At 70.3% G+C, this 19,942-nt stretch carries 19 protein-coding genes; 7 read left to right on the top strand and 12 right to left on the bottom strand.

What is annotated here, in order from left to right; all coding sequences use genetic code 11:
- Positions 1-51: 51 nt before the first annotated feature.
- Genes QTI20_RS22415 through QTI20_RS22405 form a run of 3 tightly spaced genes read left to right on the top strand, consistent with a single transcriptional unit; the run spans position 52 to position 3,945 of the window.
- Complete coding sequence (locus tag QTI20_RS22415; RefSeq protein WP_286554819.1) at positions 52-1,935, top strand: amidohydrolase; 1,884 nt, start codon at positions 52-54, stop codon at positions 1,933-1,935.
- Positions 1,935-2,339, top strand: coding sequence for a DoxX family protein (locus QTI20_RS22410; RefSeq protein ID WP_286554219.1), 405 nt, complete (start codon positions 1,935-1,937; stop codon positions 2,337-2,339). The genes QTI20_RS22415 and QTI20_RS22410 overlap by 1 nt, the downstream gene beginning before the upstream one ends.
- A complete protein-coding gene (locus QTI20_RS22405; RefSeq protein ID WP_286554220.1) occupies positions 2,329-3,945 on the top strand; it encodes an MFS transporter in 1,617 nt (538 codons plus the stop codon). The genes QTI20_RS22410 and QTI20_RS22405 overlap by 11 nt, the downstream gene beginning before the upstream one ends.
- Here the strand turns inward: QTI20_RS22405 and QTI20_RS22400 are convergent, their stop codons facing one another.
- Positions 3,946-4,266 (bottom strand): GNAT family N-acetyltransferase, encoded by a 321-nt coding sequence (locus QTI20_RS22400; protein WP_183024673.1) that lies wholly within the window; start codon positions 4,264-4,266, stop codon positions 3,946-3,948.
- Positions 4,267-4,292: 26 nt separating this feature from the next.
- A complete protein-coding gene (locus QTI20_RS22395) occupies positions 4,293-5,015 on the bottom strand; it encodes a pirin family protein (RefSeq protein WP_286554222.1) in 723 nt (240 codons plus the stop codon).
- A 196-nt stretch (positions 5,016-5,211) separates the two neighbouring features.
- Between QTI20_RS22395 and QTI20_RS22390 the strand changes: the two genes are divergently transcribed.
- Complete coding sequence (locus QTI20_RS22390; RefSeq protein WP_286554223.1) at positions 5,212-6,114, top strand: LysR family transcriptional regulator; 903 nt, start codon at positions 5,212-5,214, stop codon at positions 6,112-6,114.
- Here QTI20_RS22390 and QTI20_RS22385 read toward each other — a convergent pair.
- From QTI20_RS22385 to QTI20_RS22340, 10 genes are all read right to left on the bottom strand, one after another.
- Entirely contained in the window at positions 6,056-6,484 is a 429-nt protein-coding gene (locus QTI20_RS22385) for a cyclophilin-like fold protein (protein WP_286554225.1), read from the bottom strand. The two genes, QTI20_RS22390 and QTI20_RS22385, sit on opposite strands and share 59 nt — an antisense overlap.
- Positions 6,485-6,645: 161 nt before the next feature.
- Complete coding sequence (locus QTI20_RS22380; protein ID WP_286554235.1) at positions 6,646-7,611, bottom strand: AraC family transcriptional regulator; 966 nt, start codon at positions 7,609-7,611, stop codon at positions 6,646-6,648.
- Between the two features lie 109 nt (positions 7,612-7,720).
- Complete coding sequence (locus tag QTI20_RS22375) at positions 7,721-8,116, bottom strand: response regulator (RefSeq protein WP_286554237.1); 396 nt, start codon at positions 8,114-8,116, stop codon at positions 7,721-7,723.
- Between the two features lie 82 nt (positions 8,117-8,198).
- A complete protein-coding gene (locus tag QTI20_RS22370; protein WP_286554238.1) occupies positions 8,199-10,688 on the bottom strand; it encodes a PAS domain-containing hybrid sensor histidine kinase/response regulator family protein in 2,490 nt (829 codons plus the stop codon).
- A 193-nt stretch (positions 10,689-10,881) separates the two neighbouring features.
- Positions 10,882-11,790: a helix-turn-helix domain-containing protein gene (locus QTI20_RS22365; RefSeq protein WP_286554239.1), complete on the bottom strand. Its 909-nt coding sequence runs from the start codon at positions 11,788-11,790 to the stop codon at positions 10,882-10,884.
- 112 nt (positions 11,791-11,902) lie between these two features.
- Positions 11,903-13,066, bottom strand: coding sequence for an MFS transporter (locus QTI20_RS22360; protein WP_286554240.1), 1,164 nt, complete (start codon positions 13,064-13,066; stop codon positions 11,903-11,905).
- Positions 13,067-13,148: 82 nt separating this feature from the next.
- Entirely contained in the window at positions 13,149-13,577 is a 429-nt protein-coding gene (locus QTI20_RS22355; protein ID WP_286554242.1) for a PPC domain-containing DNA-binding protein, read from the bottom strand.
- Positions 13,574-13,909, bottom strand: a complete 336-nt coding sequence (locus QTI20_RS22350; RefSeq protein WP_286554244.1) for a MoaF-related domain-containing protein — start codon at positions 13,907-13,909, stop codon at positions 13,574-13,576. Before QTI20_RS22350 ends, QTI20_RS22355 begins: the two co-directional genes overlap by 4 nt.
- Before the next feature lie 5 nt (positions 13,910-13,914).
- A complete protein-coding gene (gene dkgB / locus QTI20_RS22345; RefSeq protein WP_286554246.1) occupies positions 13,915-14,730 on the bottom strand; it encodes a 2,5-didehydrogluconate reductase DkgB in 816 nt (271 codons plus the stop codon).
- 133 nt (positions 14,731-14,863) lie between these two features.
- On the bottom strand, positions 14,864-16,066 hold the full coding sequence (locus tag QTI20_RS22340; RefSeq protein ID WP_286554247.1) for an MFS transporter: 1,203 nt from the start codon (positions 16,064-16,066) through the stop codon (positions 14,864-14,866).
- 266 nt (positions 16,067-16,332) lie between these two features.
- Between QTI20_RS22340 and QTI20_RS22335 the strand changes: the two genes are divergently transcribed.
- The 3 genes from QTI20_RS22335 (at position 16,333) to dapF (ending at position 19,901) form a co-directional block, all read left to right on the top strand.
- Complete coding sequence (locus QTI20_RS22335) at positions 16,333-17,967, top strand: ATP-binding protein (RefSeq protein ID WP_286554249.1); 1,635 nt, start codon at positions 16,333-16,335, stop codon at positions 17,965-17,967.
- 136 nt (positions 17,968-18,103) lie between these two features.
- Entirely contained in the window at positions 18,104-18,994 is an 891-nt protein-coding gene (locus QTI20_RS22330; protein WP_286554250.1) for a LysR substrate-binding domain-containing protein, read from the top strand.
- A gap of 34 nt (positions 18,995-19,028) precedes the next feature.
- Complete coding sequence (gene dapF, locus QTI20_RS22325) at positions 19,029-19,901, top strand: diaminopimelate epimerase (RefSeq protein WP_286554251.1); 873 nt, start codon at positions 19,029-19,031, stop codon at positions 19,899-19,901.
- Positions 19,902-19,942 lie beyond the last annotated feature (41 nt).

The raw sequence follows: 19,942 nt of genomic DNA, 5'->3' as shown, positions 1-19,942 counted from the left end.
TGGGTCGCGCCCGGCCTGGCGCAAACTCCCGCTTCTTCAAGGACACCCGACATGGTCGATGCCCCCGAACTCATCCTGCACCACGGCCGCTTCACCACGCTGGACCGCGCCAACCCGACGGCCACCGCGGTCGCGATCCGCGCCGGCCGCTTCACGCACGTGGGAAGCGACGCCGACATCCTGCCGCTGGCGCGCGACGGCACGCGCCTGATCGACCTGCAGGGCCGCGCGGTGCTGCCGGGCCTGATCGACAACCACCTGCACATCATCCGCGGCGGGCTTAACCACAACCTCGAGCTGCGCTGGGACGGCGTGCGCAGCCTGGCCGACGCGATGGGCATGCTGAAGCGCCAGGTCGCGCTCACGCCCGCGCCGCAGTGGGTGCGCGTGGTGGGCGGCTTCACCGAGCACCAGTTCACGGAGAAGCGCCTGCCGACCATCGCCGAGCTCAACGCGGTGGCGCCCGACACCCCGGTGTTCCTGCTGCACCTGTACGACCGCGCGCTGCTCAACGGCGCCGCGCTGCGCGCCGTGGGCTACACCAAAGACACGCCCGCGCCGCCCGGCGGCGAGATCGTGCGCGACGCGGCCGGCAACCCGACCGGGCTGCTGCTGGCCAAGCCCAATGCGAGCATCCTCTACGCGACGCTGGCCAAGGGGCCCAAGCTGCCCTTCGAGTACCAGCTCAATTCCACGCGCCACTTCATGCGCGAGCTCAACCGCCTGGGCGTGACCGGCGCCATCGACGCGGGCGGCGGCTTCCAGAACTTCCCCGAGGACTACCAGGTGATCCAGCAGCTGGCCGACGCGGGCCAGCTCACCATCCGCCTGGCCTACAACCTGTTCACGCAGAAGCCCAAGCAGGAGAAGCAGGACTTCCTCGACTGGACCGCGAGCTCGAAGTACAAGCAGGGCGACGACTACTTCCGGCACAACGGCGCGGGCGAAATGCTGGTCTTCTCGGCCGCCGACTTCGAGGACTTCCGCCAGCCGCGCCCCGACATGGCGCCCGAGATGGAAGGCGAACTCGAAGAGGTGGTGCGCGTGCTGGTGCAGAACAAGTGGCCCTGGCGCCTGCATGCGACCTACGACGAGACCATCGAGCGCGCGCTCGACGTGTTCGAGAAGGTGGACCGCGACACGCCGCTGGCCGGCCTGAACTGGTTCTTCGACCACTGCGAGACCATCTCCGAGAAATCGATCGACCGCATCGCCGCGCTGGGCGGCGGCATTGCGGTGCAGCACCGCATGGCCTACCAGGGCGAGTACTTCGTCGAGCGCTACGGCGCGGGCGCGGCCGCGGCCACGCCGCCGGTCAAGCGCATGCTGGAGAAGGGCGTGAAGGTCTCGGCCGGCACCGATGCGACCCGCGTGGCCTCGTACAACCCCTGGGTCTCGCTGTCGTGGCTGGTCACGGGCCGGACCGTCGGCGGCCTGCAGCTCTATCCGCAGCGCAACTGCATCGACCGCGAAGCGGCCCTGCGCATGTGGACCGAGAACGTGACCTGGTTCTCCAACGAGGTCGGCAAGAAAGGGCGCGTCGAGCCCGGCATGCTGGCCGACCTGGTGGTGCCCGACCGCGATTTCTTCGCCTGCCCCGAATCCGAGATCGCCGACACCACGGCCTTGCTGACGATGGTCGGCGGCCGCGTGGTCTACGGCGCCGGCCCGTTCCAGCCGCACGACGACGGCGCGCCGCCGCCCGCCATGCCCGACTGGTCGCCGGTGCGCAGCTTCGGCGGCTACGGCGGCTGGGGCGAGAAGGAAGGCCGGCCGATGCAGGCCACGCTGCGCCGCATGGCGGCCGACTGCGCCTGCGCCAACGACTGCAATGTGCATGGGCACCGGCATGCGACCGCATGGAGCAGCCAGCTGCCGATTGCGGACTTGAAGAGTTTCTGGGGCGCCTTGGGTTGTGCCTGCTGGGCAATCTGATGCGCCGCCTCTTCACCACGCGCGCGGTGCACTGGCTCGCACTGCTCTTCCTCTGCGCCGCCTACCTGCAGGGCGGCTTCAACAAGGCCACCGACTTCCCTTCGGCCCTCGCCGAAATGAATCACTTCGGCCTGTCGCCCGCCGCGCCGATGGCCGTGGCGGTCATCGTGTTCGAGCTGGGTGCGGCCCTGATGATCCTCACGGGCTTCCATCGCTGGCTCGGCGCACTGGGCCTGGCGGGCTTCACGCTGATGGCGACCTTCGTGGCCAACCGCTTCTGGGAGATCGCCGTGGCGACGCCCGAGCGCTTCATGGCGGCCAACGCCTTCTTCGAGCACTGGGGGCTGGTGGGCGCCTTCCTGCTGGTGGCCTGGCACGACCTGAAGGCGCGCGATGAGCACTGAGGCCACCAAGGCGCAAAGCAGCTTCGCGCCGCTGCGCCAGCCCGTGTTCGCGGTGCTCTGGGCCGCGACGGTGCTGGGCAACGTGGGCAGCTTCATGCGCGACGTCGCCAGTTCGTGGATGGTCACCGAGCTCTCGGCCAGCCCAGCGGCCGTGGCGCTGATCCAGACCGCGGCCACGCTGCCGATCTTCCTGCTGGCCATCCCGGCGGGCGTGCTGTCGGACATCCTCGACCGCCGGCGCTTCCTGATCTTCATCCAGGTCATGCTGGCCTGCGTCAGCGCCACGCTGCTGCTGCTGTCGCGCGGCAACGCGCTCACGGTCGAGTACCTGGTCGCGCTGACCTTCGTGGGCGGCATCGGCGCCGCATTGATGGGGCCGACCTGGCAATCGATCGTGCCCGAGCTGGTGCCGCGCGCTGACCTGAAGAACGCGGTGGCACTCAACTCGCTGGGCATCAACATCGCGCGCGCCATCGGCCCGGCCGTGGGCGGCCTGCTGCTCGCGAGCTTCGGCGCGGCCACGGCCTATGGCGCCGACGTGCTGAGCTATGTGTTCGTGATCGCGGCCCTGCTGTGGTGGAAGCGGCCGGCGGCCGTCGACACGGGCCTGTCGGAGCAGTTCTTCGGCGCCTTCCGCGCCGGCCTGCGCTATGCGCGCGCCAGCCGCGAGCTGCATGTGGTGCTGCTGCGCGCGGCGGTGTTCTTCCTGTTCGCCAGCGCGGTCTGGGCGCTGCTGCCGCTGGTGGCGCGCAAGATGCTCGGCGGCACGGCGGGCTTCTACGGCGTGATGCTGGGGGCGGTGGGCGCGGGCGCGATCCTGGGCGCGGTGCTGCTGCCGCGCCTGCGCGAGAAGCTCGATGCCGACGGGCTGGTGCTCGCGGCCTCGCTGATCTCGGCGGTGGTGATGGTGGCGCTGGCGCTGGCGCCGCCGCAGTGGGTGGCGGTGCTGCTGATGCTGCTGCTGGGTGTGGGCTGGATCATCGCGCTGACCACGCTCAACGGCGTGGCGCAGGCGGTGCTGCCCAACTGGGTGCGCGGCCGCGGGCTGGCGATCTACCTCACGGTCTTCAACGGCGCGATGGCCGGCGGCAGCCTGGGCTGGGGCCTGGTCGCGCAGCAGGTCGGCGTGCCGGTCACGCTGGTGGTCGGCGCCGCGGGCCTGGCGCTCGTGGCCTTGGTGTTCCACCGCGTCAAGCTGCCCACCGGCGAGGCCGACCTGCAGGCCTCGAACCACTGGCCCGAGCCCTTGCTGACCGCGCCCGTGGCGCACGACCGCGGCCCGGTCATGGTGCAGGTCGAATACCGCATCCGCAAGGAGGACCAGCCGGCCTTCGTGCAGGCGATGCAACGCGTGTCGCTCGAGCGCCGCCGCGACGGCGCCTACGCCTGGGGCCTGACCGAGCACACCAGCGAGCCCGAGCGGCTCATGGAGTGGTTCCTGGTCGAGTCCTGGGCCGAGCACCTGCGCCAGCACCACCGCGTCTCGCATGCCGATGCCGACCTGCAGAACGAGGCGATCCGCTTCCACATCGGGCCGGGCCAGCCGGTGGTGCACCACTTCCTGGCGCTGGACATGAAGCATGCGCGGGCCGCCACGCCGGGCTGATCAGAGCCCGAGCAGCGCACGCCCCTCGGGCGCGAGCAGGTCGTGGGTCTCGGCATGCTTGCGCATGTAGGCCGCGAACACCGGGCAGCGCGGAATCACCGCCAGCCCGCGTTCGCGCGCCGAGGCCAGCCCGGCCAGCACCAGTTGCCGGGCCAGCCCGCGGCCCTGCAGTTCGTCGGGCACCAGCGTGTGGACGAAGGTGATGACACCGGGTGCGCGTTCGTAGATGGCCACCGCGCGGTGGCCGTCGAGCGCGATCTCGAAGCGGCTCTTCTCGGGGCGGTCCTTGACGATCGCGGGTTGGGCTTGGGGGTCTTGCATGCTGCGTTTCCTGGTTTGATCCATGCTCACATCGACGGCAGCTCGTGCGGCCGCAGGTCGAACACCAGCACCTCGGCCTGCTCGCCCTTGGCGAAGCGCAATTGCTTTTCGCCGCGGATGCGCGCGCCGTCGCCTTCGCCGAGCCGCTCGCCGTTCACTTCCACGCTGCCGCGCGCCACATGCACGTAAGCGTAGCGGTCGGCGGGCAGGTCCAGCGTGGCGTTTTCGCCGGCGCCGTCGAACAGGCCGGCGTACATGCGCATGTCCTGGTGCACGCCCAGCGAGCCGCCGTCGCCTTCGGGCGAGGCGATCAGGCGCAGCCGGCCGCGCTTCTCGGCCTCGCTGAAATGCACCTGCTGGTAGCGCGGCGCCGCGCCCTTCAGCGAGGGCACGATCCAGATCTGCAGGAAGTGCACGCCGTCGGTCTTCGAGTGGTTGAACTCGCTGTGGCGAACGCCGGTGCCGGCGCTCATCATCTGCACGTCGCCGGGGCGGATCACCGAGCCCGTGCCCATCGAGTCCTGGTGCGCCAGCGCGCCTTCGAGCACATAGGAAAAGATCTCCATGTCGCGGTGCGGATGGGTGCCGAAGCCCTGGGCCGGATCGACGCGGTCGTCGTTGATCACCAGCAGGTCGGAGAAGCCCTGCTGCCGGGCGTCGTGGTAATGGCCGAAGGAGAAGGTGTGGCGCGAGCGGAGCCAGCCGTGGTTGGCGACGCCGCGCTGGTCGGCCTTGCGAAGTTCGAGCATGATGCGGTCCTTTTGCGTTGAGACTGTCGATAAAATTCACGAGAACTTCCGCGGTGGTTTCTTCGCCTTTTCCGGGCGAATCACAGAGGAAGATCTCTTGGTGTGGAAGAAGTATCGAACGCCGAGGCCCTGTCGATGCTGAAGGTTTTATGCGAGAACAATCGAATATTTCGATGATCAGGAAAGAGGCAGCCCCATGCTGAAGATCACCCTCGAGGCGATCGAGCTGGTCGACGCGATCGCGCGCCACGGCTCCTTCGCGGCCGCGTCGGAGCGGCTGCACAAGGTGCCCTCGACCATCTCCTATGCCGTCGGCAAGCTGGAGGAGCAGCTGGGCCTGGCGCTGTTCACGCGCCAGGGGCCGCGCGTCACGCTCACGGCGGCCGGGCAGGAGATGCTCAAGGAGGGGCGCTGGCTGCTCGCGGCCGCGGGCGAGCTCGAATCGCGCATGCGCCAGATCGCCACCGGCTTCGAGTCGGAGCTGCGGCTGGTGCACGACTCGCTGATCCCCACCAGCGCCTTCAACCCCGACATCTGCGCCTTCGAGGACCTGAACTGCGGCACCCGGCTGCGCATCGCCTGCGAGACCATGACCGGCACCTGGGAGGCGCTGCGCGACGGCCGCGCCGACATCATCGTGGCGGCCGGCGACGGGCCCGCGGGCGGCGGCTACAAGGCCGTGGCCGTGGGCAGCCTGGCCTTCGTGTTCTGCGTGGCGCCCACGCACCCGCTGGCCATGCTGCGGCGCCCGCTCACGCGCGCCGACCTGCTGCAGCACACGGCGGTGGTGGTGGGCGACGGCGCGCGCACCCTGTCCGACCGCACCATCGGCCTGCTGGCCGGGCAGCGCCGCATCACGGTGCCGTCGATGGCGGCCAAGATCACCTGCCAGATCGACGGGCTGGGCCACGGCTTCCTGCCGCGCGACTGCGTGAAGGACGCGCTGGCGCGCGGCACGCTGGTCGAACTGGCCTGCGAGGAATCGCGGCCCGACGAGACCTTCTGGCTGGCCTGGAAGCCCACCGCCATGGGCGAGGCGCTCAAGTGGTGGCGCGCGCGCCTTCAGCGGCCGCTGGTGCCGGACATCCTGCCGTCGTGAGCCCGGCATGGGCGGGCGCGGCCAGCGCGATGGTCACGTCGATCGGCCCGGGCACGGCGAACAGTTCGGCGCCGAAGTCGAGCCGGCCCAGCAGCTCGAAGCCGCCGCGCAGGGGCTGGCCGTCCTGGCGGTGCAGGATCGCCAGGTCCGGGCCGGCCGTCCAGCAGACGATGTCGCCGACCGCATAGGCCTGCTCGCGCGCGCCGCGGCCCGAGACGGGGCCGGGAAGCGGGCCGAATTTCTCGCGCCGGAACAGGTCGTGCAGCGTGAGGGTCAGCGGCAGCATGGCCACGAAATCCTCGGCCGTCCTGTGGTCCGCCAGCGTGGCGGAAATCACCGTGCCATGGTTCAGTGTCAGTTGGATTCTCATGGGGTACCCCTAGGGTGTTGGCTGCCCAGCGAAGGAACGGATGCGACCGCGGTGCGCCGCTGGGCGGCACCGACAGTGCTTTTTTCTCGGAGATGCGGCCGTCGCCCTTGCGGGGTGCGGCGGGTGTGGCGGGTGTGCGGGATGAAGCGGGCCGACGCCCGTCAGCTGTCCGGGCGCCCCAGCTGGCGTTCGCGCAGGCGCTTGATGTCGCGCGCGGGCGGCGAGCCGAAGAAGCGGCTGTACTCGCGGTTGAACTGCGACTGGCTCTCGTAGCCCACGCGGTGCCCCGCGGTGGCGGCGTCGAGGTGCTCGCCGATCATGAGGCGCCGTGCCTCCTGCAGCCGCAGCTGTTTCTGGAACTGCAGCGGGCTCATCGCGGTCACGGCCTTGAAGTGCTGGTGCAGCGAGGACACGCTCATGTGCACCTGGCCGGCCAGGTCTTCGATCCGCAACGGCGCCTGGAAGCGCTGCGACAGCAGGCTGATGACCTGCGCGATGCGCTGGCTGTGGCTGTCCACCACCGCCATCTGCGCGAGCCGCCAGCCGTCGGCCGAGCGCAGCACGCGGTAGAGGATCTCGCGCGTGATCAGCGGCGCGAGCGCCCCGATGTCCTCGGGCGAGTCCAGCAGCTTGACCAGTCGCAGCACGGGATCGAGCAAGGTGGGCGACAGTTCGCCGGTGAAGATGCCGCGCTGCGAGGCGCGCGTCGGCGCGGTCTTGCCGAAGGCGAGATCGAGCGCGAGGGCGGTGACTTCCTTGACGTCGAAGCCCAGCCGCAAGCCCAGGTAGGGCGCTTCCGGCGAGGCGTCGATCACCTGGCTCGTCACCGGCAGGTTCTGCGCCGCCACCAAGTACTGGCTGCTGTCGTAGATGTAGACCTCGTCGCAGAGCAGCACGCGCTTGCTGCCCTGGGCGAGCACGCAGAAGGCCGGCTCGCACATGCCGTGCACCGGGTGCTGGGTCTGGGTGGCGCGCACCAGGCCGAGGCGCGGGATCGCGGTCTCGTGGGCGCCGTCGGTGACGGTGAGGCGATCGATCATCGCGGCCAGTTCGGCCCGCATCACGGTCGCCCGCAGCCGGTCGACGGGTGGGTCGTTGCGCAGGGTGTGGGGGCTCGAGGTCAGCATGGCCCGAAGCTTAGGCATCTGGCCGCCGCTTGTCTCGTCCGCCGGTGCGTCGTCGGAGGATCGTGCAAGGATCTCCAAGAATTCTGCAAGCCCCGGGGGGCGCGGCGCCTCAGCCGGTGTGCGGACCCGGGCGCTGCTGGCGGTGGTGCCGCAGGCAGTGGTCGAGGAACTGGTCGAGCTCGGTGGTCTTGTCGTAGACCGCGTGCGCGCCCAGCTGCAGGCAACGGCTGCGGTTCTCGCGGGTGGCGGAGTTGGTCAGCACGATGACCCGGTCCTTGGCCTCGCCGGCCAGCTTCTGCAGCACGCCGAAGCCGGTGCCGTCGCGCAGGAACAGGTCCAGCACGGCCAGCCCCCAGTCGCGCGGATGGGCGTTGAGCCAGCGCACGGCCTCGGCCTCGGTTTCGGCGGTGGCGACGACTTCGGCGTCGCACACGGCGTCCATGGCGGCGATCAGGGAATCACGCAGCTGGGCGTCGTCTTCGGCAAGGAATATGGGCAAGGGCATGGAGAGGAACCTTTGCCGCGATTCTTCCCGGCCCGCCCCCCAACCGGGTGAGCCCAGGGCATGAGCGGGCGCAGGAATGAGCCTACGCGCCGTCTCGCACGCCCAGCATCGCGTCGAGCTTGTGGAGCAGCGCATCGGCGTCGAAGGGCTTGGTCATCAGTTCGACATTGCCCTGCAGCAGGGCCGTGTCGGTGGCGACGTGCGCCGCATAGCCGGTCATCAGGATCACCCGGATGCCGGGCCGGCGCGTGAGCGCGAAGTCCGCGAGCTGGCGGCCGTTGGGGCCGGGCAGGCCGACGTCCGACAGCAGCAGGTCGATGTGGGGCGCCTGTTCCAGCCAGGCCATGCCGGCCGTGCCGTCCGCGGCTTCGAGCACCTCGTAGCCCTGGTCGCGCAGCAGTTCGACTGCGCTCTGCCGCACCACGGCATCGTCCTCGACCACCAGGATGCGGCGGCGCGTGGGGCCCGCGGCCGGGGCCGGCGGCGCGACGGCGTCCTCGGGCGCCGCGGCCAGCGGCGCGCGCGGCAGGAACAGGCTCACCGTGGTGCCCGTGCCCTCCGCGCTCTCGATCGTGATGCTGCCCTTGGACTGCCGGGTGTAGCCGTAGATCATCGACAGGCCCAGCCCGGTGCCCTGGCCCATGGGCTTGGTGGTGAAGAAGGGCTCGAAGGCCTGGGTGATCACCGCGGCCGACATGCCGATGCCGGTGTCGGCGACCGAGACCCGCACGTAGTCGCCCGCCATCAGGCCCTGGATGCGGCTGGCCTCCGAGGCGCTCAGGCTGACGTTGCGCACCTGGATCGACAGCGTGCCGCCGGCCGGCATGGCGTCGCGCGCGTTGATCGTCAGGTTGAGCAGCGCGCTGTCGAACTGGTGCGGGTCGGTCAGCACGTCCCAGGTGCCTTCCTGCTCGTCGAACACCACCGCCACGTTCTCGCCCACCGCGTTGCGCAGGATCTCCTCCAGGCCGCGCAGCGCGGTCGCGATCTCGAGGCTGCGGTTGGCCAGCGGCTGGCGGCGCGAGAAGGCCAGCAGCCGCTGCGTGATCGAGGCCGCGCGCCGCGCCGACTCGAGGCCCGCGTCGATGTAGCGCTCCAGCCCCTCGTGGCGGCGCTGCTCCAGCCGCTTCTTCATCAGCTGCAGCGGCATCACGATGCCCTGCAGCATGTTGTTGAAGTCGTGCGCGATGCCGCCGGTGAGCAGGCCCAGCGCCTCCATCTTCTGCGACTGGCGCAGCTGTTCCTCGAGCTGGCGCTGGCCGGTCATGTCGATGCCGACGCCGGTGCGGCGCACGGCCTGTCCGGCATCGTCGAAGTAGGTGTGGCCGCGCGAGAGCACGCTGCGCACCGAGCCGTCGGGGTGGCGGATGCGGTACTCGAGCTCGAGCGCGCCCTCGTTGCGCAGGCCGCCGGACATGGTCTCGCGCAGCCGCGGCAGGTCGTCGGGGTGCACGTTGGCGAGGAAGGCGGTGCGGGGGATGCCCTTGGCGGCGACATTGGGGTCGAGCCCGTAGAGCTCGGAGATGGCCGCGTCGCAGAAGAAGGTGTCGCTGGCCACGCGGTACGACCACACGCCCACGCCGCCGGTGGCGCCCAACGCGAGCCGGGTGAAGTCTTCCGAATCCTGCAGCGCGCGCGTGCGCTCCTCCATCTGCTGCTCGAGCGAAGCCGCCAGCTCCCGCAGCCGGGCCTCGCTTTCGGCCAGCTCGGTCTTGGCGCGCACATGCTCGGTGATGTCGTAGCCGCCCACGAAGATGCCGACCGTCTGGCCGCCGTCGTCGCGGATCGGCTGGTAGAGCAGGTCGATGTAGCGCGCCTCGCGATCGCCCTCGAGCTGCAGCGGCAGGGCCTTGGCGTGCATCGGCTGGCCGCTCGCATAGACGCCGTCGAGCCGTTCGTAGATGCCCTGGCCCGCGAGTTCGGGGAAGACCTCGCGCACGCCGCGGCCGAGGAAGTCGCGCGGCCCCGCGATCCGCACATAGGCGTCGTTCACGTAGCTGAAGACATGGCCCGGGCCGGAGAGCACGGCGACGAAGCCGGGCATCTGCTGCAGCAGGCCCTGCTGGCGCTCGCGCTCGTGTTGCAGGCCGCGCTCGGCCAGCACCTTGCCGGTGGTCTCGACCACCGTGTCGAGCACGCCCAGCACCTGGCCGTGCTCGTCGTACAGCGGGCTGTAGCAGAAGGTGAAGAAGGCCTCCTCGAGGAAGCCGCGGCGATCGATGTGAACCGGGAAGTCCTCGATGAAGGTCGATTCGCCCTGCAGCGCCCGCTCGGCGATGGGCCGCAGCTGTTCCCAGACCTCGTGCCAGGTCACGCGGAAGGGCTGGCCCAGCGCGTCGGGCTTGTCGGCCAGGATCTTGCGGTAGCCGTCGTTGTAGATGGCGATCAGGTCCGGGCCCCAGAACAGGCAGGCCGGGAAGTCCGAGGACAGCATGCTGTCGACCGAGATCCGCAGCGCGGCCGGCCAGGCGGCGATGGGCCCGATCGGTGTGGCCGACCAGTCGAAGGCGCGCATCCGCGCCCCCATCTCGCCGCCGCCGGAGGCGAAGGCGGAGCTGCGCCGGCCGCTCATGGCGCGGCGCGCCCGGGCAGCGGACGGCGGCGGAGCGCGGGCGGGACGAGGAGCGTGTCGACGGACATCGGGGGCAGCAACGGACGGGGTGGGGAAGGCCGCATGGCACGCGGGTCCGCGCGCCGGCGCAAATCTTAGTGGTTCCCGCGGCGCCGGTGGCGCCGGCTGCTGACCGCTTGCTGACCGCGCGGTCCTACGTCCGGCGCATGCGCCGCCACTGCGCGGGCGAACGGCCCACGCGCGCGCTGAAGGCGCGTGTCAGGTGGCTCTGGTCGGCGAAGCCGCAGGCGATGGCGATCTCCGACAGCGGGGCGTCGTCGCGCCGCAGCATGGCCTGGGCTGCCTCGATGCGTCGGCCGATGCGCCAGGCATGCGGGGCCAGGCCGGTGCTCGCCTTGAAGGCCTTGCCGAAATGGCTGCGCGAGAGCGCGCATTCGGCCGCCACCTCGGCCAGCGAGAGTTCGCGCGCGAGGTCGGTGCCCAGCAGTTCCTTGGCGCGCCGCTCCTGCCACGGTGCCAGCCGGCCCGGCGCGACCGTCGTGCGCTGCGCGGTGTCGCCGTAGGTGTGGGCCACGTGCGCGTAGAGCGCCAGCGCCATCTGGTCGAGGAACAGCGGGCAGGCTTCCTGCGGCCGCTGCAGCGAGGGCAGCAGGGCGGCCGCGAGATGGGCCAGCACCGGGTCGGTGACGCCGGGCGTGCAGCGCAGCGCGGTGGCGGGGGCCTGGCCGGCGTCGCGCGCGAAGTCGTCCATCGCGGCGCGCGTGATCCGGAACAGCACCGAATGGAAGGGGCTGCAGACGTAGGCCGCGGGCCGCGCGGCCAGGTCGGCGATGTGCACCGCGCCGACCTCCATCAGGCCCAGCCGCGTCTGCGCGTCGCCCTGGAAGAAGCGCCGGCTGCCCGCGCGCGACAGCTCCACGCTGAGCACGAAGGCATCGTCGGCCGGCAGCGGCGCGAGAACGAACAGGTGCGGCTGCTCGTAGTGCATGCGCACCATGTCCAGCGGCCGCGTGCCGGCGCTCGCGGCCGCGACCGCGTCCAGCCCGTACTGCTGCGCGAGCTGGCGGGCAAATCGGCTGGGCGATGCGGCGACGGCGGTCATGGAGGGGCTCGAGGGCGGAGCGGCATCTTAGGCACAGGCGCGCGACCCTGGGCGCGTGCGGGTCAAGGCCGCGGCCGCCCGCGGTCGCGGCGGACCGGGCCGGCCCGGGCGCTCAGATCGCCACCGCCTGGCGCCGGCGCAGGGCCGCGCCGCCCAGCACCAGCAGCAGGCCGCCAGCGGCCAGCGCCGCGCCCGCGATCGGCACCGCGGCATAGCCCAGGCCGGCCGAGATCACGCCGCCGCCCACGGCCGCGCCCAGCGCATTGCCCAGGTTGAAGGCGCCCACGTTGACCGACGAGGCCAGCCCCGGCGCGCCGGCCGCGGCCTGCATCACGCGCATCTGCACCGGCGGCACGATGGCGAAGGTGGCGATGCCCCACACCAGCAGGCCGACCAGCGCGCCGGCGTGGCTGGGCAGCAGCCAGGGCAGGGCCAGCATGATCACCGCCAGCGCGGCCAGGAACAGCCGGGTGGCGCCGTCGAGCGACCAGTCGGCCAGCCGGCCGCCCAGCGCATTGCCGATCGTGAAGCCGATGCCGATCAGCACCAGCGCCAGCGTGACGAAGCCGGTGGAGGCATGCGTCAGGCTCTGCAGCACCGGCGCCACGTAGGTGTAGAGCGTGAACATCGCGCCCGCGCCCATCACGGTGGTGGCCATGGCCATCAGCACCTCGGGCTGGCTCAGCACGCGCAGTTCCTTGCGCACCTCGGGCATCTGGCCGGCCTCGCCGCGCGGCAGCGCCCAGGCCAGGGCCGCGATGGCCAGCAGGCCCAGCCCGGCCGTGGCGGCGAAGGCCATGCGCCAGCCGATCTGCTGGCCGATCCAGGTGGCGGCGGGCACGCCGCCGATGTTGGCGATGGTCAGGCCCATGAACATGGTCGCCACCGCGCTGGCCTGCTTGTCCTTGGGCACCAGGCTGGCGGCCACCACCGAGCCCAGGCCGAAGAAGGCGCCGTGGTTGAGGCTGGTGACCAGCCGCGCGGCCAGCAGCGTCCAGTAGCCGGGCGCCAGCGCCGACAGCAGGTTGCCGAGCACGAAGATGCTCATCAGCGCGATCAGCGCCGCCTTGACGCGGATGCGCCCGAGCGCCAGCGTCATCAGCGGCGCGCCGACCATCACGCCGATGGCGTAGGCGCTGATCAGCAGGCCGGCGGAGGGGATCGACACCTGCACGCCGTCGGCGATCACGGGCAGCAGGCCCATGGGCGCGAACTCGGTGGTGCCGATGCCGAAGGCGCCGACGGCGAGCGCCAGCAGGGACCAGGTGGATTTCATGGGAAGGCCGTTCGTTGAATGAAGGATGCGCAAGCAGGATCGGTGCCGTCGATGGTCGACGGCATCCTGCCCGCGCGATGTGTCAGAGGCCCAGAACGTTCGCGCCGAGGCACTCGTCGATGGCGCGCTCCAGGCGCTGGTCGTGCAGCAGCAGCGTGAGCTCGAGCGAGCCGGTGCCGACCTCCAGCCCCAGCAGGTGGCCGCCGTAGGCGCGGAAATCGCGCCCGGCCGCCACGCCGTGGGCATGGACCGAGGGCTGGCCCTCCTTCCACGCCAGGCTGCCGACCAGGCTGCCGAGTTCGACGTCGCGGAAGGTCTGCGGCTCGAACACCTTCTTCGCCGCGTCCCAGAAGCCGAAGGTGGCGTGCACGAAGCCCAGCCCGGTGAAGCTGGCCGACGGAATCGCTTCCGCGACCGCCAGGTGTTCGAGCCGCGCGAACACGTCCGCGCCCTGGCGCAGCACCATCAGGTAGCCGGTGGGCGTGCGGATGTATTCGGGCGCGGTGCTCATGGCGCGGGCTGTTCGATGCGCGTCAGCGTGCCGGCCATGCGGAACAGTTCGAGCCCGGCGGTGGTGTAGAAGCTGCGCGAGCTGCCGGCCGCGAAGTCGTCGAGGTGCACCACCACGCCGCGGTCGGCTTCCTGCCACGACAGGGCGAACAGGCCCGGCGACAGCGCCACCGCCTCGTACTGCACCGTGGCCGTGGCCCCGGCGAACTCGCCCTCGGTGACCTCGTAGGTCATGGTGCGGCCGTCGTCGGCGTAGCTGTTGCGCACCGTCATGGCCGTGCCGTAGCGGATCTCGAAGGAACGGCCCACGAAGGGCAGCGTGTCGTGTGACATGGCGCTCAATCCCAGGCCGGTGCCAGGCCGTCGGGGCTGACCAGCCGGTCGTTGCGCTCGAGCGCGGCGATCTGCGCCATGTCGGCGTCGCTCAGCTGGAGCTGCTGCGCCAGCAGGTTGCTCGCCAGGTTCTCGCGCTTCGTCGACGAGGGGATCACCGCGTAGCCCAGCTGCATCGCCCAGGCCAGGATCACCTGCGCGGGCGTCGCGTCGTGCGCCTTGGCGATGGCGCCGATCACCGGGTCCTGCAGCGCCTTGCCGTAGGCCAGCGTCATGTAGGAGGTGATGTGGATGCCCTGGCTCTTCGCGAAGTCGACCAGCTTGCGGTTCTGCAGGAAGGGCGAGAGCTCGATCTGGTTCGTCGCGATGGCGTCGGCGCCCACGGCGGCGATGGCTTCCTTCATCAGCGCGATGTTGAAGTTCGACACGCCGATGTGCTTCGTCAGGCCCTGCGCCTTGGCCTCGGCCAGCGCGCCCATGAACTCGGCCACCGGCACGGCGTTGCCGGGCGAGGGCCAGTGGATCAGCGTCAGGTCGACCTGGTCGGTGCGCAGCTTGGCCAGGCTGTCCTTGAGGCTGGGCACCAGCCTGTCCTGCGCGTAGTTGTCGGTCCAGATCTTGGTCGTGATGAACAGGTCCTGGCGGGCCACGCCGCTCTCGGCGATGGCCTGGCCGACCTCGGCTTCGTTGCCGTAGATCTGCGCGGTGTCGATCGCGCGGTAGCCGAGTTCGAGGCCGGTCTTGACCGAGTCGATCACGACCTGGTCCTTCAAGCGGAAGGTGCCGAGGCCGAAGGCGGGGATGGAGGTATGCGTGCTCATGAGGCGGTTCTTTCTCTTGCGTGGATGATCCGGTGGATCGCTTCGTGGATGCCGGGGGATCGGATTTGGCCCCTTCGGGGGGCCGGGAAAGTGCGGGCTTCGACAAGCGAAACCCGCGGGTGTGGCAAAGGCTTCAGTGGCCGACCGGCACCGGGCCGCTGGAGCGCAGCGGGATGCCGGCACGCCGGTCGAGCTTGCCGCTCCACTGTGTCAGGGCCAGCGAGACCAGCACCACGATGGCGCCGATCCAGGGCGTGTGCATCAGCCCCAGGTGGGTGACGATCAGGCCGCCGGCCCAGGCCGCGCCGGCGATGCCGAGGTTGAAGGCCGCGATGTTCAGGCCCGAGGCCACGTCCACCGCCTGCGGCGTGAAGCGTTCGGCCTGCATCACCACGTAGACCTGCAGGCCCGGCACGTTGCCGAAGGCGACCGCGCCCCAGGCCAGCACCGTGGCCAGCGCCAGCCACTTGTGCGGCGCGGTGAACTGCAGCACCAGCAGCACGGCCGCCAGCAGCGCGAAGATGATCTTCAGCGCGGGGATCGGGCCCATGCGGTCGGCCAGCTTGCCGCCCCAGATGTTGCCCGCGGCGACCGAGATGCCGTAGACCAGCATCACCCAGCCCACCGCGCCGGCGCTGAAGCCCGAGACCTCGGTCAGGATCGATGCCAGGAAGGTGAAGGGGATGAAGGTGCCGCCGTAGCCGATGGCCGTCTTGGCGTAGACCAGCAGCAGCCGCGGCTCGGCCAGCACCTTGGCCTGCTCCACCAGCGAAGCGGGCGCGGTGTGGCGGATGTTGTTGGGCACGAAGATCCAGCTGCCGACGAGGGCGATCACGCCCAGCGCCGACACGGCCAGGAAGGTCTCGCGCCAGCCGAAGTGCTGCCCGATGAAGGTACCCAGCGGCACGCCCGTGACCAGCGCCACCGTCAGGCCGGTGAACATGATCGCGATCGCGCTGGCGGCCTTCTCCTTGGGCACCAGGCCGGTGGCGATGGTCGAGCCGATCGAGAAGAACACGCCGTGCGCGAGCCCGGTCAGGATGCGTGCGGCGACCAGCGTCTCGTAGCTGGGCGCCTGCCAGGCCAGCAGGTTGCCGACCGTGAACAGGGCCATCAGGCCGAGCAGCAGCGCCTTGCGCGGCAGCTTGCCCGTGAGGGCGGTGAGCACCGGCGCGCCGATGGCGACGCCCAGTGCGTAGAGGCTGACCAGCAGGCCGGCCGAGGGCAGGCCGATGCCGAGGTCGGCGGCGACGGTGGGTAACAGGCCGACGATCACGAACTCTGTCGTGCCGATGGCGTAGGCGCTGAGCGTCAGCGCGAGCAGGGCGATGGGCATGGAAGGGACTCCTTGGGAATGGGGTGAAGTCTGAGGCCCGGGTCCTTGCAGAAAAAGACGTGTTTTCTCCAAAGATACTTGCGTGAGAATCAATAGTCATCGTCGCCGTGAGCTGCCGGTCCATCGACCGTCTTCCATCGACAGGGGCCGCGACGGGCTTCGCGGGAGGCCCTAAACTGGCCGCGCCGACGAGGTGCACGTCGAAGAGGCCGACGATCCATCGAAGCGGAGGCGGGAACCATGAAACACGTTGCGGGAGGCATCGATTGAGCCAGGAAGGACAACTCCTCGACTGCAAGTCCTTGCGCGCGGTGACGGGCAGCACGGCCGACTGGAACGAAGTCGCGAAGGATTGCGTGGCCTTCGCCAATGCGACCGGCGGCCGTCTGTGGATCGGTATCGAGGATGGCCCGACAGCGCCGCCGGGCGGCCAGAGAATTCCCCCCGACTTGCCGGACATCCTTCGGCGCAAGCTGAGCGAGCGCACCGTCAACGTGACGGTCTTGCCCGAGGTCGTCACGGCGGCGGGCGGTGGGCAGTACATCGAGTTGCGCATTCCGCGCGCGCTGGCGGTGGCATCCACCACGGACGGCCGCTACTTCCTGCGTGTGGCCGACCAGAGCAAACCGGTCACCGGCGACGACGTGATGCGACTGGCCAGCGAACGTTCGACGCTGCCATGGGAAACCCAGGTCGATTTGCGCGTGTCCAGTGCCGAGGCGGATGGTGCCCAGCGCGACGGGCTGCTGCATGCGCTGCGCATGTCCGATCGCGTCAAATCCTCGGTCAAGGAAAAGTCCGACCCTGAACTGCTGGCTCACTATCTTCTCGCATCCGAGGGACACCTCACCCATCTGGGCCTGCTCTGTCTGGGGCGTCCGGCCCAGCGCGCCCGGTTGGCGACCGCCCCGGTCGTTCAGTTCATCAAGTACGACGAGCACGGCCAGAAGGTCAACAAGCTGGTGTGGGACGACCATGCACTGAGCCCGATGTCGCTCATCGAAGCAATCTGGCAGCAGGTGCCGGACTTCCGCGAGCGCTACGAACTGCCCGACGGCCTGTATCGCCAGAGCGTGCCAGCCTTCGATGAAATCGTGGTGCGCGAACTGCTGGTCAATGCCCTGGTACACCGGCCTTACACCCAGCGCGGCGACATCTTCCTGAACCTGCACCCCGACCGCCTGGAGATCGTCAATCCCGGCCTCCTGCCGCTGGGTGTCACGCCGCAGAACGTGCTGCATACGACCGTGCGTCGCAACGAGCATCTCGCCCGGTTGTTCCATGACCTGAAGCTGATGGAGCGGGAGGGCAGCGGCATCGACAAGATCTACGAGGTGCTGCTGTCCCAGGGCCGGCCTGCGCCGGAGCTGATCGAGACGCATGACCGCGTGCAAGTCACCGTGTATCGCCGCATCCTCAAGCCCGAGGTCATCGACTTCATCGCCAAGGCGGACCAGAGCTATCAGCTCACGCAGCGCGAGCGCATCGCCTTAGGCTTGCTGGCGCAGCATGACGCACTGACGGCCCGCGAATTGGCCGCCCGGGTCGAGTTGCCGGACGTGGACGCGCTGCAGCCCTGGATCAGGCGCCTGCTGGCGTGGCACTTGGTGCAGAGCGTCGGCCGCACCCAGGCCACGCGCTACTTCGTCGATCCAGGATTGCTGCACAGCCTCGATTTCGCAGGGCAGACCACGCTCCAGCGCATCGAGCCGCACCGGTTGCTGGCGCTCATCGTGGAAGACGTGGGACGCTATCCGCAGTCGAGGATCGGCGAGGTCCACCAGCGCATCGGCCTGGAGATTCCGCGTTCCCGTGTTCGCCGCGCGGTCGAACAACTCGTCAAGGACGGGCGCTTGGCCCCGCAGGGCGTGCGCAGCGCCACGCGCTATCGCCTGCAGTGACTTGGTTCAGATGGCCGGCTATCGGGGTTGTCCGCGCCAAAGCCAAGCGCCAAAGCGGCCGGCTCCTCTTTGCAAGTACTTGTCAGGCAACATCTTTCTTCTTGGCTCAGCGGCCTCCTATGCACCAAGCTTCCCCATGAAAACCACCCTCGAAGAACTCCAGGCCTTCGCCGCCGTCGTCGCCACCGGCTCGCTGACCGCCGCGGCCGACCAGCTGGAGCAGACCGTCTCCGGCGTGAGCCGCGCGCTGGGCCGGCTGGAGAAGAAGCTCGACACCACGCTGCTGCGCCGGACCACGCGCCGGATCGAGCTCACGGAGGAGGGCGCGCTGTTCCTGGGTCGCACGCGCGCGATCCTGGCCTCGATCGACGATGCCGAGGAGCAGATGGCGGCGCGGCGCCAGAAGCCGGCCGGGCGGCTGCGGGTGAATGCGGCCACGCCCTTCATGCTGCATGCCATCGTGCCGCTGGTGCCCGAGTTCCGGCGCCGCTACCCCGAGATCACGCTGGAGCTCGACACCGACGAGCTCAACATCGACCTGCTCGAGCGCCGCACCGACATCGCGATCCGCATCGGCGTGCTGCGCGACTCCACGCTGCATGCGCGCCCGCTGTGCACCAGCCGGCTGCGGCTGCTGGCGAGCCCGGCCTACCTCGCCGCGCAGGGCAAGCCCAAGGGCGTGCTGGGCCTGGCGCCGCACACGCTGCTGGGCTTCACCCAGCCCGAATCGCTCAACCGCTGGCCGCTGCGCGGCGCGCACGGCGACGAGTGGCCGATCACGCCCGACATCACGGTGTCGAACGGCGAGACGCTGCGCCAGCTGGCGCTGCAGGGCGTCGGCATCGCCTGCCTGTCGGACTTCATGACCGGGCCCGACCGCGAGCGCGGCGACCTGGTGCAGGTGCTGGCGAAGGAGACGGTCGACGTGCGCCAGCCGATCAACGCGGTGTACTACCGCAACACGCAGCTGGCGGCGCGCATCGCCTGCTTCCTCGATTTCCTGGGCGCGCGGCTGGGCGAGGCCTGAGCAGGGGCAAGCGCGCGCGGCGGATAATCCGACGATGCGAATCCGCTTTACCAAGATGCAGGGCGCCGGCAACGACTTCGTCGTGCTCGACGAGACCCGTGCGCCGCTCGGCCTGTCGACCGCGCAGTACCAGTTCCTGGCCGACCGCCACTTCGGCGTGGGCGCCGACCAGATCCTCTCGGTGCGGCCCTCGCCCGCGGCGGGCGTCGACTTCCAGTACGTGATCCACAACGCCGACGGCGGCGAGGTGGAGCAGTGCGGCAACGGCGCGCGCTGCTTCATGCGCTTCGTGCGCGAGCAGGGCCTCACGACCCAGGACGCGGTGCGGGTGCAGACGCTGTCCGGCGTGATCGAGCCGCGCATGAACGCCGACGGCCGCGTCACGGTCGACATGGGCGCCCCGGTCTTCGAGCTGGCGCGCGTGCCCTTCGACGCGGCCGGCCTCTCGCCGCAGGCCGACGGCGGCTGGGAGAACTGGCACCTGGCGCTGTCGACCCACGCCGAGGGAGCGATCGTCGCGCTGGCGGTGCTGTCGATGGGCAACCCGCACGCGGTGCAGATCGTCGACGACGTCGACACCGCGCCCGTGGCCACCCAGGGCCCGCTGATCGAGCACCATCCGCGTTTTCCGCAGCGCGTGAACGCCGGCTTCCTGCAGATCGTCGACCGCACGCACGTGCGGCTGCGGGTGTACGAACGCGGCGCGGGCGAGACCCTGGCCTGCGGCACCGGCGCCTGTGCGGCGGTGGTGGCGGGCATCCGCTCGGGCCGGCTCGACGCGCGGGTCGACGTCGAGACGCGCGGCGGCCTGCTCACCATCGAATGGCAGGGCCTGGGCCAGCCGGTGCGCATGACCGGCCCGGCCGTCACCGTCTTTGCCGGCGACATCGAGATTCCGGAAATCTGAGCCGCGCGCACTGCGTGTCGTCTGCCCACCTCGGCTGATGC

It is taken from the genome of Variovorax sp. J2P1-31, assembly GCF_030317215.1.
In the GTDB taxonomy this organism is placed as follows: Bacteria; Pseudomonadota; Gammaproteobacteria; order Burkholderiales; family Burkholderiaceae_C; genus Variovorax.
This window is presented reverse-complemented; position numbering and strand designations above follow the sequence as displayed.

Excerpts from the sequence above, each read along its gene's own strand:
- QTI20_RS22355 (WP_286554242.1), bottom strand. The coding sequence starts at position 13,577 with ATGAGCACCGCGCCCGAATACATCCGCACGCCCACCGGCTACCTGATG.
- dkgB (WP_286554246.1), bottom strand. The coding sequence starts at position 14,730 with ATGAGCACGCATACCTCCATCCCCGCCTTCGGCCTCGGCACCTTCCGC.
- QTI20_RS22380 (WP_286554235.1), bottom strand. The coding sequence starts at position 7,611 with ATGCTGACCTCGAGCCCCCACACCCTGCGCAACGACCCACCCGTCGAC.
- QTI20_RS22410 (WP_286554219.1), top strand. The coding sequence starts at position 1,935 with ATGCGCCGCCTCTTCACCACGCGCGCGGTGCACTGGCTCGCACTGCTC.
- QTI20_RS22400 (WP_183024673.1), bottom strand. The coding sequence starts at position 4,266 with ATGCAAGACCCCCAAGCCCAACCCGCGATCGTCAAGGACCGCCCCGAG.
- QTI20_RS22365 (WP_286554239.1), bottom strand. The coding sequence starts at position 11,790 with ATGACCGCCGTCGCCGCATCGCCCAGCCGATTTGCCCGCCAGCTCGCG.
- dapF (WP_286554251.1), top strand. The coding sequence starts at position 19,029 with ATGCGAATCCGCTTTACCAAGATGCAGGGCGCCGGCAACGACTTCGTC.
- QTI20_RS22375 (WP_286554237.1), bottom strand. The coding sequence starts at position 8,116 with ATGCCCTTGCCCATATTCCTTGCCGAAGACGACGCCCAGCTGCGTGAT.
- QTI20_RS22350 (WP_286554244.1), bottom strand. The coding sequence starts at position 13,909 with ATGTCACACGACACGCTGCCCTTCGTGGGCCGTTCCTTCGAGATCCGC.
- QTI20_RS22370 (WP_286554238.1), bottom strand. The coding sequence starts at position 10,688 with ATGAGCGGCCGGCGCAGCTCCGCCTTCGCCTCCGGCGGCGGCGAGATG.
- QTI20_RS22415 (WP_286554819.1), top strand. The coding sequence starts at position 52 with ATGGTCGATGCCCCCGAACTCATCCTGCACCACGGCCGCTTCACCACG.
- QTI20_RS22340 (WP_286554247.1), bottom strand. The coding sequence starts at position 16,066 with ATGCCCATCGCCCTGCTCGCGCTGACGCTCAGCGCCTACGCCATCGGC.
- QTI20_RS22385 (WP_286554225.1), bottom strand. The coding sequence starts at position 6,484 with ATGAGAATCCAACTGACACTGAACCATGGCACGGTGATTTCCGCCACG.
- QTI20_RS22390 (WP_286554223.1), top strand. The coding sequence starts at position 5,212 with ATGCTGAAGATCACCCTCGAGGCGATCGAGCTGGTCGACGCGATCGCG.
- QTI20_RS22405 (WP_286554220.1), top strand. The coding sequence starts at position 2,329 with ATGAGCACTGAGGCCACCAAGGCGCAAAGCAGCTTCGCGCCGCTGCGC.
- QTI20_RS22330 (WP_286554250.1), top strand. The coding sequence starts at position 18,104 with ATGAAAACCACCCTCGAAGAACTCCAGGCCTTCGCCGCCGTCGTCGCC.
- QTI20_RS22360 (WP_286554240.1), bottom strand. The coding sequence starts at position 13,066 with ATGAAATCCACCTGGTCCCTGCTGGCGCTCGCCGTCGGCGCCTTCGGC.
- QTI20_RS22395 (WP_286554222.1), bottom strand. The coding sequence starts at position 5,015 with ATGCTCGAACTTCGCAAGGCCGACCAGCGCGGCGTCGCCAACCACGGC.